The sequence below is a fragment of the Luteimonas suaedae genome (assembly GCF_008312895.1).
GTDB classification, from domain to species: Bacteria; Pseudomonadota; Gammaproteobacteria; order Xanthomonadales; family Xanthomonadaceae; genus Luteimonas; species Luteimonas suaedae.
The window spans coordinates 33,210-57,169 of record NZ_VSSP01000007.1 but is presented as its reverse complement, the minus strand read 5'-3'; the positions used below and the strand labels follow the sequence as shown (position 1 = coordinate 57,169).

Here is a 23,960-nt window from a genome sequence, read left to right as displayed (position 1 = left end):
AGGCGCGCGGTGGCCTCAGAGGGCCAGCTGCACCCACGCCGGTGCGTGGTCGCTGGGCCGCTCCCAGGTGCGCGGCTCGCGATCGATGCCGGAGGCGACCGCGAGCGGCCTCAGCGCATCGGACACCAGGGTCAGGTCGATGCGCAGGCCCATGCCGCGGCGGAATGCGGCCTGGCGATAGTCCCACCAGCTGAACACCCCGGCCTCGTCATTGTGCAGGCGGAAGGCGTCGTGCAGCCCGAGCGCCAGCAGCCGCTGCAGCGCCGCGCGCTCGGCGCTCGAGGTCAGGATGTGGTCGTCGTTCCAGACCGCCGGATCGTGGACGTCGCGCGCGTCTGGAGCGATGTTGAAGTCGCCCAGCACCACCAGCTTCGGGTGCGCCTGCAGTTCCCGTGCGATCCAGTCGTGCACCGCCTCCAGCCAGCGCAGCTTGTAGGCATACTTTTCGGTGCCCACGTCCTGGCCGTTGACGACGTACAGGTTGATGATGCGGACGTCGTCGACGGTGGCCGCGACCACCCGCTTCTGATCGTCGTGGAAATCGGGAATCCCCATCTGCACGTCGGCGATCATGCGGTCGCGCGCCAGGATCGCCACGCCGTTGTAGGTCTTCTGCCCGTGGAACACGGTGCGGTAGCCGAGCGCGGCGAGCACCGCGTCCGGAAAGCGCGCGTCCTCGAGCTTGGTCTCCTGGATGCCGACCACGTCGGGCGTGGCGTCTCGCAGCCATTGCTCCACATGCGGCAGGCGCACGTTGAGCGAGTTGACGTTCCAGCTGGCGATTTTCATCGGTCGATGTTCCCTGCGCCGCGGTGCACGTGATTGTAGAAGCCGCCGCTGTCGATGTCCCGCCGGTGCGGGAGCAACGGCAGTCGCGACAGCCGGCAGACCGCGGCGACAGCCCGGCGGCGGCACGCCGCCACCGCCCAACGGTGCATGCCGTCATGGGCGCGTCAGCGCAGCAGCAGGCGGATGAAGCGGTCGACCTTCGCGTACGGCGGCTTCAGCAGGTCGCTGGCGGCGCGCCGCGACTGCCACAGGATCGGCAAGGCCTTGCTCATGGCCTCGAAGCCGGCGCGGCCGTGGTAGGCGCCCATGCCGCTGGCGCCGATGCCGCCGAACGGCAGCGCACTGGTAGCGAAGTGCAGCAGGGTGTCGTTGACGGTGACGCCGCCGACCAGCGTGCGCTGCAGGATGCGCTCGATTCGGGCGCGGTCGCGGCTGAACGGATACAGCGCCAGCGGCCGGTCGCGGGCGACGATGAAGTCGATCGCCTCGTCCAGCGTGCGGTAGCTTTTGATCGGCAGGATCGGGCCGAAGATTTCCTCCTGCATCACCGCCGCGTCGTCGGGCGGATCGAGTACCAGCGTCGGCGCCATCGCACGTTCGCCGGCGACCTCGGCGAGCCTGACCGTCTGCAGGCCGCGCCGTGCCGCGTCGTCGAGATAGCCCTGCAGCCGTGCGGCCTGGCCGTCGTTGACGATGCGGGTGTAGTCGGCGGCGGCGCCGGCACCGGCGTAGCGCGCCTGCACCTCGGCCCGCAGCGCGTCGACCAGCGCGTCGCGGCGGGCCGCGTCGACCAGCACGTAGTCGGGCGCGATGCAGGTCTGGCCGGCGTTGAACCATTTGCCGGTCGCCAGCCGGGCGGCGGCCTGCTGCAGTGGGAAGTCGTCGCAGACGATCGCCGGCGACTTGCCGCCGAGCTCCAGCGTCAGCGGCGTGAGGTTGGGCGCCGCCGCGGCCATCACCTTGCGCCCGACCGCGGTCGAGCCGGTGAAAACCAGATGGTCGAACGGCAGCGCGGCGAAGGCCGCGCCGACCTCGGCACCGCCGCAGGCCACGGCCACGCGTTCGGCCGGGAACACCTCGGCCAGCAGTTCGCGCAGGAAGCGGGTGGTGTGCGGCGTCTGTTCCGACGGCTTCAGGAACACGTGGTTGCCGGCGGCGATCGCGGTCGCCAGCGGGATCAGCGCCAGGTTGACTGGATAATTCCAGGGCGAGATCACCCCGACCACGCCCACCGGCGCCATCCGCACCTCGGCGCGCGCCGGCCACAGCCGCCAACCGGCGCCGACCCGGCGCGGCGTCATCCAGCGGCGCAGGTGCCGGCGCAGGTGGTCGAGTTCGGCCAGCACCGTCATGCCGTCGGCGAGCAGCGACTCATGATGGGAGCGATGGCCGAAATCGGTGGCGATCACCCGCGCCATCTCGTCGAGGCGGGGCTTGAACGCCGCGCGCAGGCGCGCGAGATCGTCGCTGCGCTGGGCGTAATCGGGTTGCCGCGCCTGCCAGGCTGCGCGCAGCCGCGACAAGGTGAGCGGCAGTTCGGCGACGGAGGTGTCGGAGGCCGTGTCCATCGCCGCAGTGTAGCCCTGTGCGTGGGAGCGGCTTCGGGCAGAGACATAGTGCGAGCTGTCGTCGGGGCGACGGCGACTGCGGTGGGTGTGCACCCTGTCGGCGACTTCGCGGCGGCGGCCATGCCGCCGCCGGGGAGTCGCGACGCCGCGGCCTGCCAGCGCCGGCGCCAAGCCGGCCATGCGCGTGCCCGCGTGGCGCGTGCCGGTTAAGCTGGCGCGACACGCCAACCCCCTGCCGCCATGCACCTGCGCCCCTACCGCGACCAGCTTCCGAGACTCGGCGAACGCGTCTACGTCGATCCCGCCGCCACCGTGATCGGCGATGTCGAGCTCGGCGATGACGTCTCGGTCTGGCCCTCGACCGTGATCCGCGGCGACGTCAACTTCGTGCGCATCGGCGCCCGCAGCAACGTGCAGGACGGCACCGTGGTGCACGTCAGCCACGACGGCCCGCACGCCAAGCTCGGCGGGTTCGCCACGGTGATCGGCGAGGACGTCACCATCGGCCACAAGGCGGTGATCCACGCCTGTCGCATCGGCGATGCCGCGTTGGTCGGCATGGGCGCGATCGTGCTCGACGGTGCGGTGATCGAGCGCCATGCCTTCGTCGGCGCCGGCGCGCTGGTGCCACCGGGCAAGACCGTCGGCGAGGGCGAGCTGTGGCTGGGCAACCCGGCGCGCAAGGTGCGCATGCTCTCCGATGCCGAGATCGAAGGCCTGCACTACAGCGCCGCGCACTACGTGCGCCTCAAGGACGAGTACCTCGCCTTCTCGTAGGAGCGCGCCATGCGCGCGATGCCGCGGGCCGTTTGCCGCCCGCAAATTCAAGTGGCCGATGCGCCTGCCGGTCCAGATCGCGGCATCCACCGGATCCGGCCGGCACCCGCGGCATCGCGCGCATGGCGCGCTCCTACGGCGGCGGTGCGCCTGGGGGCTTCGTCTCGCGCCGGAGCCCGTTCATGGGGCGGTGGCACGCTCCAGAGACAGGAGCATGTCCGAAGCCTGCCGCCGGTCGCGCCCGCACATCTCCGGTGACGGCCGCAGCGAGGCGCAGAAGGCCGGCCGCTCCGGGCGACCGAACAGGCGGCAACGGTAGTCGTCGTCGAGCTGCACGCAGGGAATGCCCGCGGGCTTGCCGTGCGGCATGCCCGGAATCGGCGAGGTGATCGACGGCGCGATGCAGCAGGCGCCGCAGCCGCTACGGCACTGCACGGTGGCGCTCAGTCGGCGGTGACGAGTGCGGCATAGCGCTCGCGCAGGCCGGCGTAGACCTCGTCGGTGGTCGGGCGGCGGCCGTGCCACAGCGCGAAGCTCTCGGCGGCCTGCTCGACCAGCATGCCGAGGCCGTCGATCGCATCGTGGGCGCCGGCCGCGCGTGCCCAGGCCAGGAACGGGATCGCGCTGTCGCCGTAGTTGAGGTCGACCGCGGTGGCGCGGGTGCCGATCAGCGACATCGGCAGCGACGGCAGCGAGCCGCTGCGCGTGGCCGAGGTGGCGTGGACGATCAGGTCGAACTCGCCCAGCATCTTCAGGTCGTCCATGTAGCGCGGGTGTACCCGTCCCGGCTCACCCAGGGCGTCGGCCAGAGCGTCGGTGCGCTCGGGCGTGCGGTTGACTACGAACAGGTCGCCAATGCCGGCATCGAGCAGCGCCGGCGCCACGCCGCGCGCGGCGCCGCCGGCGCCGATCAGCAGGGTGCGGCGCTGGCGCAGGTCGAGGCGGTGGCGTTCGGTGAGATCGCGCACCAGGCCGCGGCCGTCGGTGTTCTCGCCATGCCAGCCGCCGTCGTTGCGGACCAGGGTGTTGACCGCGCCGCTGCGGCGGGCGCCGTCGCCGAGGCTGCCGCACAGCGCCGCCGCCTGCTGCTTGAGCGGCAGGGTGACGTTGGCGCCGGCGCCGCCCTGCACCGCGAAACGCGCCAGCAGGTCGGCAAAGGTCTCCGCCGTGGCTTCGATCGCCGTGTACTGCAGCGGGACCGACAGCTGTCGGGCGAACGCGGCGTGGATCTGCGGCGACAGCGATTGCGCGACCGGATGGCCGAACAGGGCGAAGCGGGCGGGGGCGGAATCGGTCGGGGTCATCGAGGAACTCGTTGCTCGGTCGTGGTTACACTCGGCCGGTCCATGCATCGAAACTCCACGGATGCCACGCAAACCAGCCGTCCTGTGCCTCAGTCTACTCTGCGCGGCCGTGACCGCGGCCGGAGCCGCCGTCCTGCAGCCTTACGGACTCGAGGGCATCGGCGTCGTGTCGACGGCGGCCTCCGAGGTGCGCGCGAGCGTGAGCCCCGACGGGCAGTGGATCGTCTGGGGCAGCACCGATCGCACCGGCGGGCCCGGCGGCTGGGATCTGTGGCAGGCGCGGTTGCGCGACGGCCGCTGGGTCGAGGCGCAGCCGCTGCCGGTCAACTCGCCGCAGAACGATTTCGACCCGATGTTCAGCGCCGATGGCCGTTGGCTGTACTTCTTCTCCAATCGCGCCGGCGGCTTCGGCGGCGACGACCTGTATCGTGCGCCGGTGCTGGCCGATGGCGGGTTCGGCGCGGCGGCGAATCTCGGCGCCGGGGTCAATGGCGCCAGCGACGAGTGGGCGCCGACGCCGGACTTGGACGGGCGGCGCCTGCTGTTCGCCAGCGACGGCCATGGCGGCGCCGGCGGCCACGACCTGTTCGTCGCGCGCTGGGACGGCGGCGCCTTCGTCGACCCGCTGCCGGTGCCGGGCGTCAACGGTCCGGAGGACGACTTCGACGCCGCCTGGCTGGAGGGCGGCCGCGCACTCGTGTTCGCGCGCTCGCGCGATCCGGCCACCGCGCCGGTGCGGCTGCTGGTGGCGCAGTGCGACGGTGGCGCCTACGCCGACTCGGCACCGTGGGCGATCGCGTTCAACACCGCGGACGGCACCACGCTGGGGCCGGTGGTGGACCTGTCGAAGCCGGCCGAGATCCTGGTCAGCGGCGCCGCGCCGGCGCCGAAGGCGGGCAAGCTGGACATCTATCGCGCCCGTGCGCCGGCGGTCACGGGCAGCGATGGCTGCCTGCCGTGAGGCACGTTTGATATGACCGTGCCCCTGTAGGAGGGGCTTCAGCCCGCGCCAGGCAGACACATCGGTGGCGACCATGATGAACGCGCCGCCGCGCGTTGCGAAGGGAAACAACGGCAGAGAGAGCATTTGCCGTTTGCGTTCGCGGTCGGGGCTCAAGCCCCTCCTACAGGGATAGGCGGAGAGACCGGGGGTCGATACAGCCTAGTCCCGTTCGCGCAGCCAGCGCGCGGCGTCGGGCGCGAAATAGGTCAGCACGCCGTCGGCGCCGGCGCGCTTGAACGCGATCAGCGATTCCAGCACGCAGGCGCGTTCGTCCAGCCATCCCAGCTGCGCGGCGGCCTTGAGCATCGCGTACTCGCCGCTGACCTGGTAGGCGAAGGTCGGCACGCCGAAGTGCTCCTTCACCCGGCGCACGATGTCCAGGTACGGCAGGCCCGGCTTGATCATCACCATGTCGGCGCCCTCGTCGAGGTCCAGCTCGACCTCGCGCAAGGCCTCGTCGGAGTTGGCCGGGTCCATCTGGTAGGTGGTCTTGTCGGCCTTGCCCAGCGCCGCGGCGGAGCCGACCGCGTCGCGGAACGGGCCGTAGAACGCCGAGGCGTACTTGGCGGCGTAGGCCAGGATGCGGGTGTGGACGAAGCCATCGCATTCCAGTGCATCGCGGATCGCGCCGATGCGCCCGTCCATCATGTCGCTGGGCGCGACCACGTCGGCGCCGGCGGCGGCGTGCGACAGCGCCTGCCGCACCAGCGCGGCCACGGTGGCGTCGTTGAGCACATAGCCGCCGTCGTCGACCAGGCCGTCCTGGCCGTGCGCGGTGTAGGGATCGAGGGCGACGTCGGTGATCACGCCCAGCTGCGGGAAACGCTGCTTGAGCGCGCGCACCGCACGCTGCACCAGACCATCGTCGGCCCAGGCCGCGGCGGCGTCGAGCGACTTGGCGGCCGGCGCGGTCACCGGGAACAGCGCCAGCGCCGGGATCCGCAGTGCGCAGGCCTGCTCGGCGCTGCGCAACAGCTCGTCGATCGACACCCGCTCCACCCCAGGCATCGACGGCACGGCGGCGCGGCCGTCGTGCTCGTGCACGAACAGCGGCCAGATCAGGTCATCGGCGGTCAGCACGTGCTCGCGCATCAGCCGGCGCGAGAAGGCGTCGCGGCGCATGCGCCGCGGGCGGGTCGGCAGGGTGGTCATGGGCGCATTCTATGGCGAGACGAAGAGCGAGGAGTGAGAAACGAGAAGTGAGAAATGAGTAAGAGCGGGATGCTCTCTCTCGTTTCGCACTCCTCTCCACTCGTTTCCGGCTTCAAATGATTCCGCCCCCCAGCGTCAGCCGGAACACGCCGACCACGATCACGACGCCATTGAGCAGCAGCCCGGTCTTGGCACGGCCGCGATTCTCGCGTGAGGTCACGGCGATGCCGATCGCGGCGATGATCGCGCCGACCGCGGCGAACGGGATCAGGAACCAGTTGCCCCATCCCAGCATCGGGATCAGCGCGACGATCATCCACAGCATCGCGACGATGCCCCATAGCAGACTGATCAGGCCCATGGCGTATCTCCGAGGTGACGGTGCGGATGAGGATAGTGCATGGGCCGTGAGAGCGTGATGGGAACCTTGAGCGAGAAATGAGTGGAGAGGAGTGAGAAACGAGAGAGAGAATACCGTGCCGCTCTTAACTCATTTCTCACTTCTCGTTTCTCACTCCTGGCGATGCACGCCATCGATCTCCACCGCCAGCTCGCGGCGGCAGATCGCCGCCTGCAGCAGCAGCCGCGGCACGCGGTCGCCGAAGCGCGCGTCCAGCGCCTGTGCCACCAGCGGCAGGTCGTCGCGGTCGCGAACGTAGACCTTCAGCCGGCTGCCGGCGCCGAACTGCGCCGGCAGGTCGGGGCGGGCGGCGCGCGCGGCGCCGAGCAGGGCGTCGAAGTTGGCCAGCGTTTCCTGCAGCTGCGCCTGCAGTTCGCCGGCGTGCTGCGATACGTGCCCGACGATGCTCGCGGTGCCGGACAGCAGCAGCGGCATGGCGATGCCGTCGGCCGGCAGCATGGCGCGGGCAAAGGTGGGTGACTGCGGGCCGTACTGGCGCGGATAGCGGTAGGCGCTGACCTGGCGCGGGTTCTCCAGCGGCGTGCCGGGCGCGCGCGCCGACAGCCAGTAGACCTGGACCACGCGGGCGTCGTCGCAGCGGCCGATCGCGGTCGCCGCCGGGAGCCGGCCGGTGTCGAAACTGCCGAATCCGACGGCGCGGCCGAGGCAGAACTGCCGATAGCGTTCGGCGTCGCCTTCGCCCAGGGTGATCGCGTCGAGATAGTTCCAGACCCGCAGCAGGTGCGGCGTGTCGCCGCCGGACACGAACCGGGTCAGCGCCGCATAGGCCTTGCGTGCGGCCTCGGTGATGCCGCCCGCGCCCTCCTCGACCTCGATCGCGCCGAAGCCGAGGTGGCCGTCAGTGGCCCAGGCGATGGCGCCGTCGCGCCCACGGCGCACCGGCGCGTTGACGCGCCAGACCTCGAACGGCGCGGCCCCGTAAGGCTGCAACGGCACCCGCAGGTAGCGCGGGTCATCGCAGTGCGGCGCGTCGTGGCCGAAGCCGAGCACGGCCAGCACGTCGTCACCGAACAGCGCGTCGGGCGCATCGGCATCGGCGTAGTCCACCTGCAGGCGCGCCGGTTCGTCGTGCACCGCGATCAGCGGGCGGCTCACGGATTGCCCTCCTGCAGGGTGTCGCCGGCGAACGCCAAGTCGATCTGGTGCCGCCGCCGCCGCCAGCCCCGCAGCGCCTGCGGCGCGATCGCCAGCGCGTTCAGCGCGTACAGCAGGCGGAAGGCCCGCAGCCGCCACAGCACCGCGCGATTGTCGAACACGTCGCCGGCGAGCATCGAGATCACCGCCTGCTCCAGCTTCCAGTCGTTGCGCGGGCTGGCGAACAGGCGCTGCATCACCGGCGTGGTGAAGCGGTGGATGAACCAGGAGAAATGCCGCAGCCCGCGGCTCAGGCGCCTGTCCATCGCGCGCTGCAGCGCCGGCTCGCGCGCCGGCTCGCGCAGTGCGCCGTCGACCACCTCGGCCGCATGCTCGGCGCTGTTCATCGCCAGGTACACGCCGGAGGAGAACACCGGATCGATGAAGGCGTAGGCATCGCCCGCCATCACCCAGCCGGGGCCGGCCATGCGCGTGCAGCGGTAGGAATAGTTGCCGGTCGCGTGCACCGGCGCCACGCGTTCGGCGCGTTGCATGCGCGTCCATACCGACGGTCGCGCCGCCAGCGTCTGCATCAGGAACTCGGCATTGTCGCCGCGGCGCTGCTTGAGATATTCGGGCGTGCACACTGCGCCCACGCTCATGACGTCGTCGGGCAGCGGGATCAGCCAGTACCAGCCGTGCTCGAAGCGGTCGACGGTGATGTTGCCGGCGTCGGCGCCTTCGCGCCGCTCGACGCCGCGGAAATGGCTGAAGATCGCCGCCGACTGATGGGCGCGGCTCTTGCGCTTGAGCTTCAGCTTGCCGCCGAGAAAGGTGTCGCGGCCGCTGGCGTCGACCAGGTAACGGGTGCGGAAGGCGAGCGCGCGTCCGTCGGCGCTGCTGGCGTGGACCTGACGCGGGCGCCCGGCCTGGTCGAATTCGACCCGTTCCACCCGTACCTGCTCGCGCGCGTCGGCACCGCAGCTGCGCGCGTGTTCGAACAGCAGCCGGTCGAAGTCGGCGCGGCGCACCTGGAAGGCGTGGTCGTACTGCGGATCCAGGGCGCGGGTGAAGCGGAATACGTTGGTACGCCGCTCGCACAAGGGGAAATCGGCGCCGGCCTTGTGGACACCGATCGCGCGGACCTGGTCCAGCACGCCCAGGCGCTCGAGGATCGGCAGGTTCATCGGCAGCAGCGATTCGCCGATGTGAAAGCGCGGGTGCGCGTCCTTCTCCAGCAGGGTCACGCGCCAGCCGCGGCGCGCCAGCAGCGCGGCGGCGGTGCTGCCGGCGGGCCCGCCGCCGATCACCAGCACGTCCACCTCTTCCATGGCGGCGTTCGTGGCTTCGCCGTTTTCCGTCGGGTTCAACATCTCGCGGTGACCGTCAGCCCATGCCATCATTCCGGGCGCGCATGATAGCGCGGTGCCCGCGCCCGTCCGCCGCAGCGGGTGCGTTCATTCACTACACACGGAAAACCGCATGCCCACCCAATCTCCCGCCGAACGCGAGCTCGCCGAACTCCTGGTCGAAAGCCTGAACCTGGAGGAGGTGCAGCCCGGCGAGATCGATCCGGAGGCGGCGCTGTTCAATACCGGACTGGGGCTGGACTCGATCGACGCGCTGGAACTGGCGCTGGCGATCAGCAAGCGCTACGGCTTCCAGCTGCGCTCGGACAGCGAGGAGAACCTGCGCATCTTCGCCTCGCTGCGGGCGCTGTCGGCGCATGTCGAGCAGCACCGGACGACATGACGGCGCGGCACCACATGCGGTGCCCGGCCGGGTGACCGAAGCGCGCCGGCACCGGCCGCACCGCCGCCACGGGCGCAGCGATCCCTTCGGGGGAGGCCGCCCGCGACAGGGAGGCGTGGGCGAGCGATGCTGCTGATCGTCGAAGTCCTGCTGGCGATCGGCTATGCCCTGTTCGCGCACCTGGCCAGCGCCCGCGACAGCGACGCGCTGGCATTGACGGCGTTGCTGACGCTGGTGCTGCTGGTGCTGGCCTCGCCGCTGGCCGCGCGCCGGCGCTGGGCGTGGCTGGCGTTGCCGCTGCTGTTCGCCGCAGCCTGGAGCCTGTTCCGCGCTGGTCACGCCGGATTGCCGTTGCTGCTGGTGCCGGTGGCCTTCATCGGCCTGATCGCCTGGATGTTCGGGCGCACGCTGCGGCCCGGGCGCGCGCCGCTGATCGCGCGGATCGTGGCGGCGCTCGACCGGGTGGAACCGGCCGCGCTGCCGCCGGACCTGCGCGCCTATACCCGCGGCCTCACCGCCGCCTGGGCGTTGCTGCTGGCGGCGCTGGCGGTGGTCAACCTGCTGCTGGCGCTGATCGCCGTTCCCGACGGCCTGCTGGCGGCGCTGGGCCTGCAGGCGCCGGTGGCGATCACCCGCACGCAATGGTCGTGGTTCGCCAACCTGTGCAACTACGGCATCGTCGGCGGCTTCTTCTTCGGTGAATACCTGATGCGCAAGCGCCGTTTTCCCGGCCGTTACCGCAGCTTCGCCGACTTCCTGCGCCGGCTTGCCAGCCTCGGCGCGCCCTTCTGGCGCGATCTGTTGCGCTGAATGGGAGCCGCGCGCAGCGCGCGGCGCGGGCGCCTGCGCAGCGACAACGGCGAGGGAGACGCACGGTATGCTTGCACGGTGAACCAACGCATCGAATCCCTGCGGCTGCAGCCCGCGTCCTTGTGGCGATGGCTGTGGACCGCCTTCAACGTACTCCAGTTCGGCTTCACCCTGCTGTGGACCGCGGGCTTGATCAGCGTGGCGCTGCTGCTGCACGTGCTGTCGGGCGGCGACCGTCGCCTGCCGCTGCGGATGGCCTCGCGCTGCTGGGCGCCCGGACTGCTGGGCGGCGCCGGCGCGGGGCTGGAGGTCGAGGGGCTGGAACACGTGGACTGGTCGCGGCCCTACGTGCTGGTCGCCAACCACCAGTCGGTGATCGACATCTGCGCCCTGTTCCGGGCGGTGCCGGTGCCGCTGCATTTCCTGCTCAAGCAGGAGATGGACCGGGTGCCCTTCGTCGGCTGGTACGCGAAGGCGATGGGAATGGTGTTCATTCGTCGCGACAATCGCCGCGCCGCCACCGCCAGCCTGCGCCGCGCGGCGACGCTGGTGCGCGGCGGTGCGATCCTGTGCATCTTCCCGGAAGGCACGCGCAGCCGCGACGGCAGCGTGGCGCCGTTCAAGCCGGGCGCGTTCCAGGTCGCGATCGACGCCGACGCACAGGTGCTGCCGGTGGCGCTGGAGGGCACTGGTGCGGTGCTGCCGCCCGACGGCTTCTTCCGGGTGCGGCCGGGCCCTATCCGGGTGCGTTTCGGGGCGCCGCTGCCGCTGGCCACCGCTGCCGGTCCGCTTGACCGCCAGTCGCTGGCGTCGCAGGCGCGTGCGTCGGTGCTGGCGCTGCTGCGGTAGGGCGCATTCGCTTCCCACGCCCGTTGCCCTTGTAGGAGGGGCTTCAGCCCCGACCCGGGAAACGAGCGAAGCGCGGAAAAGACCCACCCACGCAGCTTCCCGGCCGGCATCGTGTGCTCGCTGTTTGCTCGCCGTGATCTTCGGCAGGTTGGGGCTGAAGCCCCTCCTACAGAGTAGGCGGTGGGAGTGAATGACGATACAGCCTAGGGCCGGGAGCGGTTGACGGCTGGCCCCGTTGCGCTTCAGGCAGTCTGGAGATGATCCCGTGACGTCACCCATGGCGACGGCCCGTTTTCCACCGTGGCGGAAAGGGCTGCCTGGCGCGGTATTCTCTTGCGCCTCACGCGCACGCCGGCTCCGTACATGCAGTTCAGCATTCCGCACGATCACCCCAGCCTGCCCGGGCATTTTCCGGGACGTCCGCTGGTGCCCGGCGTGGTGCTGCTGGAGCGGGTACTGGCGGCGGTCGAGGCGCAGCACGGTGAACTCGGCGCGTTGCGGCTGCCGCAGGTGAAGTTCCTGCAGCCGCTGCTGCCGGGGCAGATTGCGCGGATCGAACTCGATGGTGCCGGCGAAGCAGCTGCCCCGCGCTGGAAGTTCCGGGTGCTGCGCGACGCCGTGCTGATCGCCAGCGGCGAGATCGCGACGGCATGAGTGCGCAGTGGAAACGGCGCCACGAGGGCGGGGGCCGGCTGGCGCTGGCGCTGATCCGGTTGGTCGGTTGTTACGGCGGCCGCGGCCTGGCGCGGCTGCTGCTGCACCCGATCGCGCTGTACTTCCTGCTGCGTCGGGGCGAGGAGCGCCGTGACTCGCGCGCCTACCTGAGCCGCGTGTTCGGGCGCCCTGCCGGCTGGCGCGAGGTGCTGCGCCACATCCGCACCTTCGCCGAGACCATCCTCGACCGCCTGTTCCTGCTCAGCGAGGACCTGCGCCGCTTCCAGGTGCGCGTCGACGGTCTCGATGCGCTGCACGCGCAGCTCGACCGCGGCCGCGGGGTGCTGCTGTTCGGTTCGCACCTGGGCAGTTTCGAGGTGCTGCGGGTGCTGTCGCGGCGGCGACCCGACTACAAGATCCGCGTGCTGCTGGACAAGAGCCACAGCGCGGCATTGATGCAGATGCTCGACGCGCTCAATCCCGAGATCGCCGCCACCGTGATCGACGCCGGCCAGCCCGGCCCGGCGATCATGCTGGCGATCCAGCAGGCCGCCGACGAGGGCGCGATGATCGCGCTGCTGGTCGATCGCACCCAGCCCGGCGAGTCGTCGGTGCGGGTGCCGTTCCTGGGTGCGCCGGCGGCCTTCCCCACCGCGCCGTGGCAGATCGCGGCGGTGCTGAAGATCCCGGTGATGCTGGCGTTCGGCCTGTACCGTGGCGGCAATCGCTACGACCTGGTGTTCGAACCTTTCAGCGACGGCATCGACCTGCCGCGTCGCGAACGCGCGGCGGCGATCCCGGCGCTCATCCGCGGTTACGCCGCGCGTCTGGAACATCATGTGCGCGATGCGCCCTACAACTGGTTCAACTTCTACGATTTCTGGGAGCACGACGATGAAGGCGACGATGCCGAGGACGGTGCGACGGACGAACCGGGGACGCAAGGCCGCAGGCATGGCCGCACTGCTGTGCGCGCTGGTCCCGTGCTGGGCGATGGCGCAGGCGGCGGACGATGAGTTCGGCAGCGCCTGGATCCTGGAGAAGCTGGCGCGTCCGGCACCGGTGCGCACCTCGTTCGTCGAGGTGCGCAACTCGCGGATGCTGAAGACGCCGCTGCGCGTGACCGGCGAATACCTGCGGCCGGACGCCGAGACCCTGGTGCGCGAAGTGCATGCGCCCTATGTCGAGACCACCACCCTGCGTGACGGCGAAGCGACCATCGCCCGCGCCGGGCGTTCACCGCGCACGTTCGCGTTGTCGCGCGCGCCGGAGTTGGCGGCGCTGCAGGCGAGTTTCGGCGCGCTGCTCGATGGCGACCATGACGCACTGGAACGCCACTACGACATCGAGATGCGCGGCGTGCGCGAACGCTGGACCATGACCCTGACGCCGAAGGACACGGCGTTGGCGGCGGAAATCCGCGACGTCACCCTGTACGGCCGCGGCGCCGAACTGCGCTGCATCGAGACGCGCCCGCGCGAGGGCGAGCTGCAGCGCACGCTGCTGGCCGGCGCGGCGCGCAGCGTCGATACGCAGAGCGACGCCGCCGCGTTGCAGGCGCTCTGCCGCGGCGGCGAACCGGGTTGATGCGGATGGCGCGCATCGGCGGGCGCGACTTTCGTGCCGGTCCCACGGGGTGGTGCCGCCGCCGCCGGTCGCCGCCGGGCCCGGTTTCATGCGGCCGCCGTCCGCTCGATGTTGCGGGCTATGCGGGCTAGATTCGCCCTGGCCTTGGCGTGGCTGGCGCTGCTGGCGCTGGCCGGCGTATGGCTCGGGCAGCGGCTGCAGCTGTCCGGCGACCTGCGCGCGTTCATGCCGGCGCCGGAGACGCCGGAGCAACAGCTGCTGATCGACGAACTCGGCGACGGGCCGGGCGCGCGGCTGCTGCTGGTGGCGCTGTCCGGCGCCGAGCCGCAGGTGCTGGCGCGGCAGTCGCGGGCGCTGCATGCGGCGTTGCGCGACGATGCGCGGATCGAGCTGGTCGCCAACGGCGAGGACGAAGCCGGTCTCGACGCGGTCCCGCAGCGGTTGCGTCCGTACCGCTACCTGCTCTCGCCGGGCTTCGACCGGCAACCGCTGGACGCGGACACCCTGCGCGACGCACTCGATGCGCGGCTGCAGGACCTGGGCTCGCCGGCGGCGGCACTGGTGGAACCGCTGCTGCCGTCCGACCCCACCCTGGAAACGCTGGCGTTGGCCGAGGCCTGGACGCCGGCCAGCGCGCCGCAACGCCTGCATGGCGTCTGGTTCGACCGTGCCGGCCGCGAGGCGCTGCTGCTGATCCGCACGCACGCAGCCGGCTTCGATCCGGCTGGGCAGGGGGCCGTGGTCGAAGCCATCCGCGGCGCGTTCGCGAACGCTTCCGCCGAGTCGGGGAGCCGCCTGACGTTGACCGGCCCCGGTGCGTTTTCGGTCGAGATCGGCGCGCGCACCGCCGGCGAGGCGGCGCGACTGGCCGGCATCGGCGGCCTCGGTCTGCTGCTGCTGTTCTGGTTCGCCTACCGCAGCGGACACCTGCTGCTGCTCGGCGTGCTGCCGCTGGCGACCGCGGCGCTGGCCGGGATCGCCGCGGTGACCGCATTGTTCGGCGGCATGCACGGCATCACCCTGGCGTTCGGCTTCACCCTGATCGGCGTCGCCCAGGACTATCCGGTGCACCTGTTCAGCCACCTGCGCGACGGCGAGTCGCCACGCGCGACCGCGCGCGCGCTGTGGCCGACCCTGCTCACCGGCGTGCTCTCCACCTGCATCGCCTACTTGACCTTCCTCGTCTCCGGCGTCGACGGCCTGCGCCAGCTGGCGGCGTTCACCGTCACCGGGCTGCTGACCGCGGCCCTGGCCACACGCTTCCTGCTGCCGGCGCTGCTGCAACCAGGCCAGGGCGATGCCGCCGACGCAGCCTGGCTGCAGCGCGTTGCGCGGCGGATCGACGGCCTGCCGCGCCCGCGCACGGCGGGGCCGTTGCTGGCGGCGTTGGCGCTGGTGTGCGCGGGCGTGGCGGCCTTCGCGCCGGGAGACTTCTGGGAGAACGACCTGTCGCGGCTGACCCCGGTGCCAGCCGCGGCGCTGGCCGAGGACGGCCGCCTGCGTGACGAGCTCGGCGCCGCGGACGTGCGCTACGTGCTGGCGTTGCGGGCGGACGATGCCGAGGCCGCGCTGCGGAAACTGGAACGGCTGCATCCGGCGCTCGACCGGCTGGTGGCGGACGGCGCGATCGCCGGGTACGAGTCGGCCGCGCGCTACTTGCCCAGCGCCGCCACCCAGCGCGCGCGGCAGGCGCGGCTGCCGGATCCGGATGCGCTGCGGACCGCGCTCGCCGCGGCCCTGGCCGGCAGCCCGTTCCGCGACGATGCCTTCGATCCGTTCCTGGCCGATGTGGAAACCGCGCGCACCGCCGCGCCACTGACCCCGGACGCGCTGGCCGGCACGCCCCTCGACGCGGCGGTGTCGGGATTGCTGCTGCCCGGCGAGGACGGCACCACCGCGCTGGTGACGCTGGGCGGCCTGCGCGATCCGGCGGCGGTCGCGCGCGTCGCCGCCGCCGCCGGCGACGTGCGGCTGCTCGACTTCAAGCGCACCTCCGAATCGCTGGTCGCCGCCTGGCGCGGGCAGGTGCTGATGGCGCTGGCATTGGCCGCGCTGCTGCTGGCGCTGACGGTCTGGATCGCGTTGCGCTCGCCGCGCCGGGTCGGGCGGGTGCTGTTGCCGATGGGGCTGACCGTGCTGGTGACGCTGGCACTGCTGCGCGGCTTCGGGATCGAGCTGACGCTGTTCCACCTGGTGTCGCTGATCCTCGCCGCCGGCCTCGGCCTGGACTATGCATTGTTCTTCGAGCGCGCCGGCGGCGATCCGCGCGAGCGCCTGCGCACCCTGCACGCGATCCTGGTGTGCGCGGCGATGACCGCACTGGTGTTCGGCGTGCTGGCGCTGTCGTCGATCCCGGTGCTGCGTGCGATCGGGGTGACGGTGGCGATCGGTGTGGTCGGCAACTTCGTGCTGGCCTTGCTGATCGCGCGCCAGCGGCTTCCGGCGCAGACCGGACGCGCGCCATGACGGTCGGGCGCGACGGAATCCAGGCGCTGATTCCACACCACGGCGCCATGTGCCTGTGGGACGAGGTGCTCGACTGGGACGCGCGATGTATCCGCCTGCGTGCGGACAACCACCGCGATCCCGCGCACCCGCTGCGCAGCGATGGCCGCCTGCATGCGCTGCACCTTTGCGAATACGGCGCCCAGGCGATGGCGGTGCACGGTGGCCTGCGCGCGCGCGAACGCGGCGACACCGCCCCGCCGGGCCTGCTGGTGGCACTGCGTGCGGTGCGGCTGCACGTCGCCCGCGTCGACCGACTGCCCGGCGCGCTGGAAGGCGAGGCCGAGGCGCTGGCGGAAACCGCGGCCAGCCAGCAGTACGCGTTCCGCATCGTGCATGCCGGCACGCTGCTGGCCGAGGGCCGTGCCGCGGTGATGCTCGGCGCGTAGGCGCGCGCCATGCGCGCGATGCCGCGGGCATTGTGCCGCCCGGGGATTCCGGTGACCGGCGCGCCTGCCGGTCCCGAATCGCGGCGTTCACCGGATCCTGCCGGCACCCGCGGCATCGCGCGCATGGCGCGCTCCTACGGAGGAGGCCATTCGACGGCCGCCGGCGGCCGGCATGAGGACTGCTGCACAGAACGGCCCGCGCATCCGGCCTAAGGTCGTGCGCGGGAGGTTGCGTGCCGGTCCGCTGCATGGCCGTCTCCTCCCGCGACCGCACCGGGTCGCCGGTGCGGAAATTCCCCGCATCCAGGAGTCCAGCATGAAACTCGATGGCCAGAAATGCCTCGTCGCCTATTCGGGCGTGTTGACGCTCGGCGTGATCGCCGCCCTGCTCGCCGGCTTCACCAGTGCCGGCGGCAACCCGCGCTTCGATACCGTGACCGTCCAGCGCATCAACGTGGTCGAACCCGACGGCACCCTGCGCATGGTGATCAGCAACACCCGGCGCATCCCGGGCATCATCGTCAAGGGGCATGAATACCCCGACCTCACCAACCGCAAGGCGTCCGACACCGCCGGCGCGCTGTTCTTCGACGCCGAGGGCACCGAGAGCGGCGGCCTGACCTTCGGCGGCCGCAAGGACGCGGAAGGCAACATCTCGCGCTGGGGCCACCTGAGCTTCGACGGCTACGACCAGGACCAGCTCTTCGCCATCGACGCGCTCGACTACGGCAGCGTCAAGGGCGCGACCATCAAGACCTGGGATACGCCGGACTGGCCGATCCAGGACTACCTGGACCTGCTGGTCGACATCGAGGGCCTGCCGGAGGACGAGCGGCAGCGGCGGATCGACGCGTTCAACGCCGACCATCCGGCCGGGGTGGCGCGCATGACCCTGGGCAACGTGTCGTTCCCGGCCGACGCGGCGCAGAACCAGGGCCTGCTGCAGTTCAACGACGCCCGCGGCAACCGCCGCCTGGGCGCCGCCGTCGAGGGGGCGGACGGCGATCCTGCGCTGCGGTTCTACGAGGCCGATGGCAGCACGGTGATCGAGGAACTGCCGCACTGACGTCGCGGGCCGCGGGCGTCCGCGCCCGCGGTCCCCTCCCGCCGCGCGGCGGGTTAGCATCGCGGCATGACTACGACGACTCGCAGGCGCGCGCTGGTCACCGGCGGCAGCGGCGACATCGGCGGCGCGATCTGCCGTCGGCTGGCCGCCGACGGCCTGCACGTGATCGTCCATGCCAATGCCAATCGCGGCCGCGCCGAATCGGTGGTGACCGCGATCGCCGAGGCCGGCGGCAGCGCCGAGGCGATCGCCTTCGACGTCGCCGACGGCGAAGCCACCGCCGCCGCGCTGCAGGCGCTGCTGGCCGAAGGCCCGGTGCAGGTGCTGGTCAACAATGCCGGCATCCACGACGACGCGCCGATGGCCGGCATGTCCGACGCGCAGTGGAAGCGGGTGATCGACGTGTCCCTGCACGGGTTCTTCCACGTCACCCGGCCGCTGCTGCTGCCGATGGCGCGGACGCGCTGGGGCCGCATCGTCAGCGTCTCCAGCGTGGCCGCGGTGCTCGGCAACCGCGGCCAGGCCAACTACGCCGCGGCCAAGGCGGCGCTGCACGGCGCCTCGAAGTCGCTGGCGCGGGAAATGGCCTCGCGCGGGATCAGCGTCAACGTGATCGCGCCCGGGGTGATCGCCGGCGCGATGACCGCGAAGATGTTCCCGCCCGAGCAGGTGAAGCAGATGGTGCCGGCGGCCCGTGCCGGTACGCCCGAGGAGGTCGCCGCGCTGGTGGCATTCCTCTGCTCGGATGCCGCCGGGTACATCAACGGCCAGGTGATCGGCATCAACGGCGGCATGGGTTAGCCGCGCGCCGCCATCGGCGACAAGGCCGTTCGGCGCCACCGACACGACCATGCTGGTCCGGGCCTCGACGAGGATCAGCGATGCCTCCGGTAGCGCCATGTGCAGGCGGTGGGCGACCCATCCGGCCAGGCACCGAAGGTCAGGAACAGGGCATGATCGACCGGGCGCAACGCCGGCCGGCCGGCATGCACGCAGGATTCAGATGGCCTGGGCGATGATGCCCGGGTCCCAGTCGTGAGGACCCCAGACATGCGAGCTTTCCGCGTTTTCTTCCTGCTGCTGGTCGCGCTGGCGGCGGCCGGGTGCGCCACGTCCCACGTCCTCACCGGCACCCCGCGGCCGCCGATCGATCCGGCCCAGGTGCGCATCTACCACGGCCCACCGCCGGGTGGTTACGAGGAGATCGCGATCCTCGAGACCGCCAGCGGCGCGTTCACCTACGGCGAACAGAACAAGACCGATTCGGTCCTGCGCAAGCTGCGCGAGGAGGCCGCCAGCCTCGGCGCCAACGGCGTGCTGTTCCAGGGCAGCGCCGATGGCTACGGCGGTGGCGGCGTAAGCGTCGGTGCCGGCGGCGGCCGCGTTGGCGGCAGCAGTTTCAGCGGAGCCGGCGTCGGCGTGAACATCAGTCCGCGGCAGAAGCACGCCAGCGGCATCGCCATCTACGTGCCGAACCCGCCGCCGCAAACCGCACCGGTGCCGCCGGGGGAATAGCGGCACCGGCCGCATCGCGGTGCCCGCACGGGTCTCCCGGCGCGGGCGGACGTTTTCGGCAACGGCGGCGTCGCATTCGTAGGAGCGCGCCATGCGCGCGATGCCGCGGGTGTCGGCGGGATCCGGCGGTTGCCGCGATTCCGGACCGGCAGGCGCGCGGGTCGCCGGAATTCGCGGGCGGCGCCATGCCCGCGGCATCGCGCGCATGGCGCGCTCCTACGGCCCATGCGTCGTCATGCCGCGTCGGCGTACCAGGGCGGCGCCAGCGAAGGCGGTGGCGGGTCCGGCTGCCCTAGCAGGTCGTTGAGGCCGTAGGTGTCGATGCCGGCGTGCACGCGCCGCGCCTGCGCCAGGATTTCGGCCGCCAGCCAGCGCATCCGCGCCAGGTTGTCGTCGATGCGGCGGGCGAAGGCATCGTCGTCGAGCACGTCGTTGAGCGCGCGGTTCATCTCGTGGAACCAGTCGATCCCGTACTGGTCGAGCAGCCGCCCCGGCGGCTGCGTGCGGCCGCGGTTGTGCTCGCCCCATGCGCGTAGCAATGCCTGCATGGCGCTGTTGAGCGCACCGGCTTCGACGAACTGCAGGCGTAGGCGCCCGAACATGGCGATATCGGTCATGCGCCGGCCGAAGAACAGCGGCGCCAGCAGGGCCCAGTAGAACGTGTAGTCCCAGATCACCTTCAGCGGCATCACCTGGGAATCGCCGAACAGCGGGTACTGGTCCTGGTACAGCGTGAGCGTGTTCTCGTAGAACGAGAAGTACAGCTGCTGGTACAGATCGGCGTACGGTGCGAACGCTTCCCCGGCGCGGTCCTTCTCGATCAGGTCGCAGATGTAGGTGTTGGCGATGGCGATGAAGTCGGTGCCCGGCGAATAGAACGGATCCAGGAACAGCCCGGCCTCGCCGGTCAGCGCCCAGCGGTCGGCGGAAAATACCTGCTTGCAGCCGTAGGAGAAGTGGCGCAGGAACAGGAAGTCCTGCAGCGCATGTCCGCCGCCGTCGAGTGCCGCGGCGACCCGCGGCTGGTGCGTGCGCAGCCAGTCCATCGCCTTGGCGTGGGTGTTCATCGTCTCCAGCGGATGCAGCTTCGCGTCGCAGACGATTCCCAGCGAGTGCGCGCCGGAGGCCAGCGGGATCAGCCAGAACCAGTAGCCCGGCCCGCACATGTGGTTGGTCGAGCGCCAGCGCTCCGGCGGCGTGCAGCGCCCGATCCACGCTGCATCCTCCGACCAGAGGTTGGGATCGACGCAACCGTCGACCCGCCACCAGGCGGCGTTGGCGTCGTGGTCGTTGGCCTGCGCCAGGCTGAGCTTGCGCTTGAGCAGGCCGGCGCGGCCGCTGGCGTCGACCAGCCAGCGCGCGCGCAGGGTGTGCTCGTCGCCGGCCTGCGTGAAGGTCACCGCGTGCGGCGCATCGCTGCCACTGGCGGCCATGCCGATTTCGCGCACGACGGCGTTATCGTGGAAGCGCACGCCGAGCGCGCGCGCCCGCACGCCGAGGAAGTTCTCGAAACGGCCACGATCGATCTGCCAGGACGGCGTCGGCAGCAGCCGGCTGACCCCGATTTCGGTGCAGCGGTCGATGTCGTGGCGCCCGTCCGAGAAGAAGAAGCGGAAGCCGAACTTGCGGATCTGCTCGGTCTCCAGGTGCTCACGCAGGCCGAGGACGTCGGCGAGATAGTGCGCGCCGATCTCGACCGTCGACTCGCCGACCTTGTGCGCGGCCTCGGGCACCGGGTGCGGCCTGCGCTCGATCACCGCGACCTGGAGTGCCGGGTCGCGCCGGCGCAGCTGGAGGGCGAGCGTCAGCCCCGCAAGTCCACCACCGATGATCAGAACGTCAGCGTCGGTGTCATTGCCGGGAGCGGTGCCGTCCATGTCAACCTGCCTGCTGCGAATCGTGCGGAAGGGGGGCGCCGGCGAACTCGCCGTCGGGATCGTCGATCACCGGCGGCGTGGCGCGCGCGCGGCGATAGGCGTGGAGCATGTCGCCCTGGCGCCAGATCTGTAGCGCGACATGCGAGCTGATGTTGTACAGGTCGCGCCACAGGCGGAAGTGGCTCTTGCGGAACTGTACCGGCTCGCCGGGCATGGCGTAGCGCGACTCCACCGGCAGCGAGACGATGCCGGCGCCGGCGCAACGTGCGGCCGCGATCAGCATCTGCGCCTCGAACACGAAGCCTTCGCCGGGCACGTTCTCCAGCGCGCAGACGACGTCCGGGTACAGCCGCTGCCCGCTCTGCGAATCGACGATGCGGAAACCGCAGCCCCAGGCGATGCCCCAGTCGCCGAACTCGTTGCCCAGGCGCCGGTGCCAGGGCTGGCAGCGGCGCTTGCGCAGGCGCGCGCCGATGATCACGCAGCCGGGGTGGCGGTTGGCGCTGTCGAGCAGCCGCGGGATGTCCGCGGCCGAATGCTGGCCGTCGCCGTCCATGGTCAGCACCGCGCGCGCGCCCTGGTGCAGCGCCTCGCGGAAGCCGTCGCGCAGGCTGGCGCCCTTGCCCAGCCGCTGCGGATGCCGCAACACGGTCACCGGCAGGCCGGCGATGCATTCGGACGTGCCGTCGTCGGAACCGTCGTCGACCACGATCACCCGGTCGCACTGTGCCAGTGCGCCCTCGACCACTTCGCGGATGCGCAGCGATTCGTTGAGCGCGGGAATGACCACGGCGATGTTGCCGCGGTGCAGGCGGACGAAGTTCTCAGGCATGGTCGATCTCCACGCGCAGCGCGCGTCCGGGACCGGCGTCGAGCAGGACCCGTCGGTCGTGCGTGGCCAGTGCGTCGAACAGGGGCAGCATCGGCGCCATCGCGTTGTCGTGGCGCAGCGATGCCAATGGACCGGCGCCGGCCGGGGCCGCGACGTCGACGCGCGTCGCGCGCAGCCGCGGGCCGGCGTCGCCGCGGTCCTCATCGGACGCCAGCACCAGGGCGCCGCCGAGCAGGCCGCGGCTGTCGGTCATCGTCGCCAGCGGCCCGACCGCGGTGATGTCGTAGGCGACCAGCAGCACCGCATCGGCGCCGTCGCCGAGCTGCACCAGGGCTTCCAGCAGGCCTTCGGCGAAGGTCGCGCGGCCGGCGCTGATCGCGGTGGTGGTCATCATGCAGCCGGAGCCGATGGTCCAGTAGCCGGCGGCGGCGTTGTGCACCGAGTTGTGGAAGCGGGTCGGCGAGATCGCGCGCGGCTCGTTGGCCAGGGTTTCGCACATGTAGTCGGTGATGGCGAAATCGCCATGGCCCGAGGCGAATACCGACGGCAATGCCTTCGGGTCGCGCCCCGCCGCCTCGCAGGCGGCGAGTGCGACCTGCAGCGCGACCGCGACCGATTCCGGCGCCCGGCGGCGTTCGTTCGGCGCCAGCAGCCGCGGCGACGGCCGGCGCGCGGCGGCGTCGGACAACGCGCCGCCGGTGGCGAAGTCGCGCGCAGCCGGCCAGTCGGGCAGGCCCTCGCTCCAGAAGCCGATGCCGGCGATGCGCGCGCTGCAGGTGCTCATGCAGCACCGAACAGCAGCGAACAATTGTTGCCGCCGAAGCCGAAGGAGTTGTTCATCGCGTAGCGGATGCGGTCTTGCGCGTTGTCGAAGCGGATCTGCGCACCGCAGGCCGGGTCGCGGTCGCGGCTGTTGAGCGTGCCGGGCAGCAGTCCGTCCTCCAGCGCGATCAACGCGAACACCGACTCGATGATTCCCGCAGCGCCCAGCGTGTGCCCAGTCCAGCCCTTGGTCGAGCCGGCGTGCAGCGCGTCGTCGAATACCGCGGCCACCGCTTGCGCCTCGATCGCGTCGTTGGCCGGGGTGGCGGTGCCGTGCAGGTTCAGATAACCGACCGCGTCGGCGGCGATGCCGGCGCGCTGCAACGCATCCTGCATCGCCATCCGCGCGCCGAGCCCCTGCGGGTGCGGCGCCGACATGTGGTGCGCGTCGCTGGATTCGCCGTAGCCGCGCAGCAGCAGCGGGGCGTCGTCGCCGCGTTCGAGCACGGCGAAGCCGCCGGCCTCGCCCAGCGACAGGCCGTCGCGGGCCAGGTCGAACGGCCGCGCCGGCTGCGCCGAGACCAAGCCCAGCGCATTGAAGCCGAACAGCACGCTGCCGCACAGGGTGTCGACACCACCGACCAGGGCGGCGTCGACGATGTCGGCACGGATCAGCCGTGCCGCCTGCGCGAACACCTTGGCGCTGGACGAGCAGGCGGTGGCGACGGTGACGCAGGGCCCGCGCAGGCCGGTGGCGTGACGGACGAAGTCGCCCAGCGAGTGCGGCTGGTGCACGATTGGACGGGCGAGGTCGGCGGGAAAACGGGGGCTGCCGGTACCGTGGTCGCCTTCGAGGCGCGCGTAGGCTTCCTCGGTGGCACCGATGCTGGAGGTGGACGTGCCCAGCACCACGGCGACCCGTTCTGGACCATAGCGCTCGCGCACGGCGGCGACGGCGTCGGGCAACCCGTCCTGCTGCAACGCGAGCCAGGCGAGCCGGTTGTTGCGGCATTCCCAGTCGGCGAACTCCGGCGGCAGCGGCGCGTCCTCAAGCCCGTCGACGCGGCCGATCCAGGTGTCGAGCGGATCCGGGCCGAAGTCGTTGCGGCGCAGCCCGCCGCGGCGTTCCGCCATCGCCGTCGCCTGTGCGGCGCGGCCGCGTCCGAGCGCCGTGGTGGCGGTGTAGGCGCGGATCGCCAGCGCCGGAATCGGGGACAACGACATCGACTGGGCGGCGCTCCATTCCTGACTGGCCGGCAGTATACGAGCGGCGG

Annotated in this window: 25 protein-coding genes; 13 read left to right on the top strand and 12 right to left on the bottom strand. The window is 71.5% G+C overall.

Features of this window, described 5'->3' with window-relative positions:
• Nucleotides 1-15: 15 nt before the first annotated feature.
• Together xth and FXO19_RS11795 are read right to left on the bottom strand one after the other, a co-directional pair.
• Complete coding sequence (gene xth / locus FXO19_RS11800; RefSeq protein WP_149195306.1) at nt 16-789, bottom strand: exodeoxyribonuclease III; 774 nt, start codon at nt 787-789, stop codon at nt 16-18.
• Nucleotides 790-953: 164 nt separating this feature from the next.
• Nucleotides 954-2,357 (bottom strand): coniferyl aldehyde dehydrogenase, encoded by a 1,404-nt coding sequence (locus tag FXO19_RS11795; protein WP_149195305.1) that lies wholly within the window; start codon nt 2,355-2,357, stop codon nt 954-956.
• A 240-nt stretch (nt 2,358-2,597) separates the two neighbouring features.
• Between FXO19_RS11795 and FXO19_RS11790 the strand changes: the two genes are divergently transcribed.
• Nucleotides 2,598-3,134 carry a gamma carbonic anhydrase family protein gene (locus tag FXO19_RS11790; RefSeq protein ID WP_149195304.1) on the top strand — a complete coding sequence of 179 codons (537 nt, stop codon included), beginning with the start codon at nt 2,598-2,600 and terminating at the stop codon, nt 3,132-3,134.
• A 180-nt stretch (nt 3,135-3,314) separates the two neighbouring features.
• Here FXO19_RS11790 and FXO19_RS11785 read toward each other — a convergent pair whose 3' ends face one another.
• Both FXO19_RS11785 and aroE read right to left on the bottom strand, forming a co-directional pair.
• Complete coding sequence (locus tag FXO19_RS11785) at nt 3,315-3,569, bottom strand: YkgJ family cysteine cluster protein (RefSeq protein WP_255516392.1); 255 nt, start codon at nt 3,567-3,569, stop codon at nt 3,315-3,317.
• Between the two features lie 8 nt (nt 3,570-3,577).
• Nucleotides 3,578-4,438, bottom strand: a complete 861-nt coding sequence (aroE, locus tag FXO19_RS11780; protein ID WP_149195303.1) for a shikimate dehydrogenase — start codon at nt 4,436-4,438, stop codon at nt 3,578-3,580.
• A gap of 61 nt (nt 4,439-4,499) precedes the next feature.
• Between aroE and FXO19_RS11775 the strand changes: the two genes are divergently transcribed.
• Nucleotides 4,500-5,399, top strand: coding sequence for a TolB family protein (locus FXO19_RS11775; RefSeq protein ID WP_149195302.1), 900 nt, complete (start codon nt 4,500-4,502; stop codon nt 5,397-5,399).
• A 201-nt stretch (nt 5,400-5,600) separates the two neighbouring features.
• Here FXO19_RS11775 and hemB read toward each other — a convergent pair whose 3' ends face one another.
• The 4 genes from hemB to FXO19_RS11755 form a co-directional block, all read right to left on the bottom strand.
• Nucleotides 5,601-6,593 carry a porphobilinogen synthase gene (gene hemB, locus FXO19_RS11770; RefSeq protein WP_149195301.1) on the bottom strand — a complete coding sequence of 331 codons (993 nt, stop codon included), beginning with the start codon at nt 6,591-6,593 and terminating at the stop codon, nt 5,601-5,603.
• 112 nt (nt 6,594-6,705) lie between these two features.
• Entirely contained in the window at nt 6,706-6,954 is a 249-nt protein-coding gene (locus FXO19_RS11765) for a hypothetical protein (protein WP_149195300.1), read from the bottom strand.
• Between the two features lie 150 nt (nt 6,955-7,104).
• Nucleotides 7,105-8,109 (bottom strand): chorismate transformation FkbO/Hyg5 family protein, encoded by a 1,005-nt coding sequence (locus FXO19_RS11760; RefSeq protein WP_425481468.1) that lies wholly within the window; start codon nt 8,107-8,109, stop codon nt 7,105-7,107.
• On the bottom strand, nt 8,106-9,419 hold the full coding sequence (locus FXO19_RS11755) for an NAD(P)/FAD-dependent oxidoreductase (RefSeq protein ID WP_149195299.1): 1,314 nt from the start codon (nt 9,417-9,419) through the stop codon (nt 8,106-8,108). The genes FXO19_RS11760 and FXO19_RS11755 overlap by 4 nt, the downstream gene beginning before the upstream one ends.
• Before the next feature lie 151 nt (nt 9,420-9,570).
• Here FXO19_RS11755 and FXO19_RS11750 point away from each other — a divergent pair, with 151 nt between their 5' ends.
• From FXO19_RS11750 to FXO19_RS11700, 11 genes are all read left to right on the top strand, one after another.
• Nucleotides 9,571-9,840, top strand: a complete 270-nt coding sequence (locus tag FXO19_RS11750) for a phosphopantetheine-binding protein (protein ID WP_149195298.1) — start codon at nt 9,571-9,573, stop codon at nt 9,838-9,840.
• Between the two features lie 126 nt (nt 9,841-9,966).
• Nucleotides 9,967-10,650: a COG4648 family protein gene (locus tag FXO19_RS11745; RefSeq protein ID WP_149195297.1), complete on the top strand. Its 684-nt coding sequence runs from the start codon at nt 9,967-9,969 to the stop codon at nt 10,648-10,650.
• 105 nt (nt 10,651-10,755) lie between these two features.
• Nucleotides 10,756-11,499 (top strand): lysophospholipid acyltransferase family protein, encoded by a 744-nt coding sequence (locus FXO19_RS11740; RefSeq protein ID WP_255516400.1) that lies wholly within the window; start codon nt 10,756-10,758, stop codon nt 11,497-11,499.
• 363 nt (nt 11,500-11,862) lie between these two features.
• On the top strand, nt 11,863-12,153 hold the full coding sequence (locus FXO19_RS11735) for an ApeI family dehydratase (RefSeq protein ID WP_149195295.1): 291 nt from the start codon (nt 11,863-11,865) through the stop codon (nt 12,151-12,153).
• Nucleotides 12,150-13,169 (top strand): lysophospholipid acyltransferase family protein, encoded by a 1,020-nt coding sequence (locus FXO19_RS11730; RefSeq protein WP_149195294.1) that lies wholly within the window; start codon nt 12,150-12,152, stop codon nt 13,167-13,169. The genes FXO19_RS11735 and FXO19_RS11730 overlap by 4 nt, the downstream gene beginning before the upstream one ends.
• Entirely contained in the window at nt 13,108-13,740 is a 633-nt protein-coding gene (locus FXO19_RS11725; protein ID WP_149195293.1) for a LolA-related protein, read from the top strand. The genes FXO19_RS11730 and FXO19_RS11725 overlap by 62 nt, the downstream gene beginning before the upstream one ends.
• A gap of 120 nt (nt 13,741-13,860) precedes the next feature.
• Nucleotides 13,861-16,206, top strand: a complete 2,346-nt coding sequence (locus FXO19_RS11720) for an MMPL family transporter (protein WP_255516391.1) — start codon at nt 13,861-13,863, stop codon at nt 16,204-16,206.
• On the top strand, nt 16,203-16,634 hold the full coding sequence (locus FXO19_RS11715) for a hotdog family protein (RefSeq protein WP_149195291.1): 432 nt from the start codon (nt 16,203-16,205) through the stop codon (nt 16,632-16,634). The genes FXO19_RS11720 and FXO19_RS11715 overlap by 4 nt, the downstream gene beginning before the upstream one ends.
• A 316-nt stretch (nt 16,635-16,950) precedes the next feature.
• Nucleotides 16,951-17,700 carry a hypothetical protein gene (locus FXO19_RS11710; RefSeq protein WP_149195290.1) on the top strand — a complete coding sequence of 250 codons (750 nt, stop codon included), beginning with the start codon at nt 16,951-16,953 and terminating at the stop codon, nt 17,698-17,700.
• Between the two features lie 66 nt (nt 17,701-17,766).
• Complete coding sequence (gene fabG / locus FXO19_RS11705; RefSeq protein ID WP_149195289.1) at nt 17,767-18,501, top strand: 3-oxoacyl-ACP reductase FabG; 735 nt, start codon at nt 17,767-17,769, stop codon at nt 18,499-18,501.
• Between the two features lie 249 nt (nt 18,502-18,750).
• A complete protein-coding gene (locus FXO19_RS11700) occupies nt 18,751-19,215 on the top strand; it encodes a hypothetical protein (protein WP_149195288.1) in 465 nt (154 codons plus the stop codon).
• Nucleotides 19,216-19,448: 233 nt separating this feature from the next.
• Here FXO19_RS11700 and FXO19_RS11695 read toward each other — a convergent pair whose 3' ends face one another.
• Genes FXO19_RS11695 through FXO19_RS11680 form a run of 4 tightly spaced genes read right to left on the bottom strand, consistent with a single transcriptional unit; the run spans nt 19,449 to nt 23,910 of the window.
• Nucleotides 19,449-21,092 carry an NAD(P)/FAD-dependent oxidoreductase gene (locus FXO19_RS11695; RefSeq protein WP_149195287.1) on the bottom strand — a complete coding sequence of 548 codons (1,644 nt, stop codon included), beginning with the start codon at nt 21,090-21,092 and terminating at the stop codon, nt 19,449-19,451.
• A 1-nt stretch (nt 21,093) separates the two neighbouring features.
• Nucleotides 21,094-21,924, bottom strand: coding sequence for a glycosyltransferase family 2 protein (locus FXO19_RS11690; protein WP_149195286.1), 831 nt, complete (start codon nt 21,922-21,924; stop codon nt 21,094-21,096).
• Entirely contained in the window at nt 21,917-22,708 is a 792-nt protein-coding gene (locus FXO19_RS11685) for a beta-ketoacyl synthase chain length factor (protein WP_149195285.1), read from the bottom strand. The genes FXO19_RS11690 and FXO19_RS11685 overlap by 8 nt, the downstream gene beginning before the upstream one ends.
• Nucleotides 22,705-23,910 carry a beta-ketoacyl-[acyl-carrier-protein] synthase family protein gene (locus tag FXO19_RS11680; protein WP_149195284.1) on the bottom strand — a complete coding sequence of 402 codons (1,206 nt, stop codon included), beginning with the start codon at nt 23,908-23,910 and terminating at the stop codon, nt 22,705-22,707. Before FXO19_RS11680 ends, FXO19_RS11685 begins: the two co-directional genes overlap by 4 nt.
• Nucleotides 23,911-23,960 lie beyond the last annotated feature (50 nt).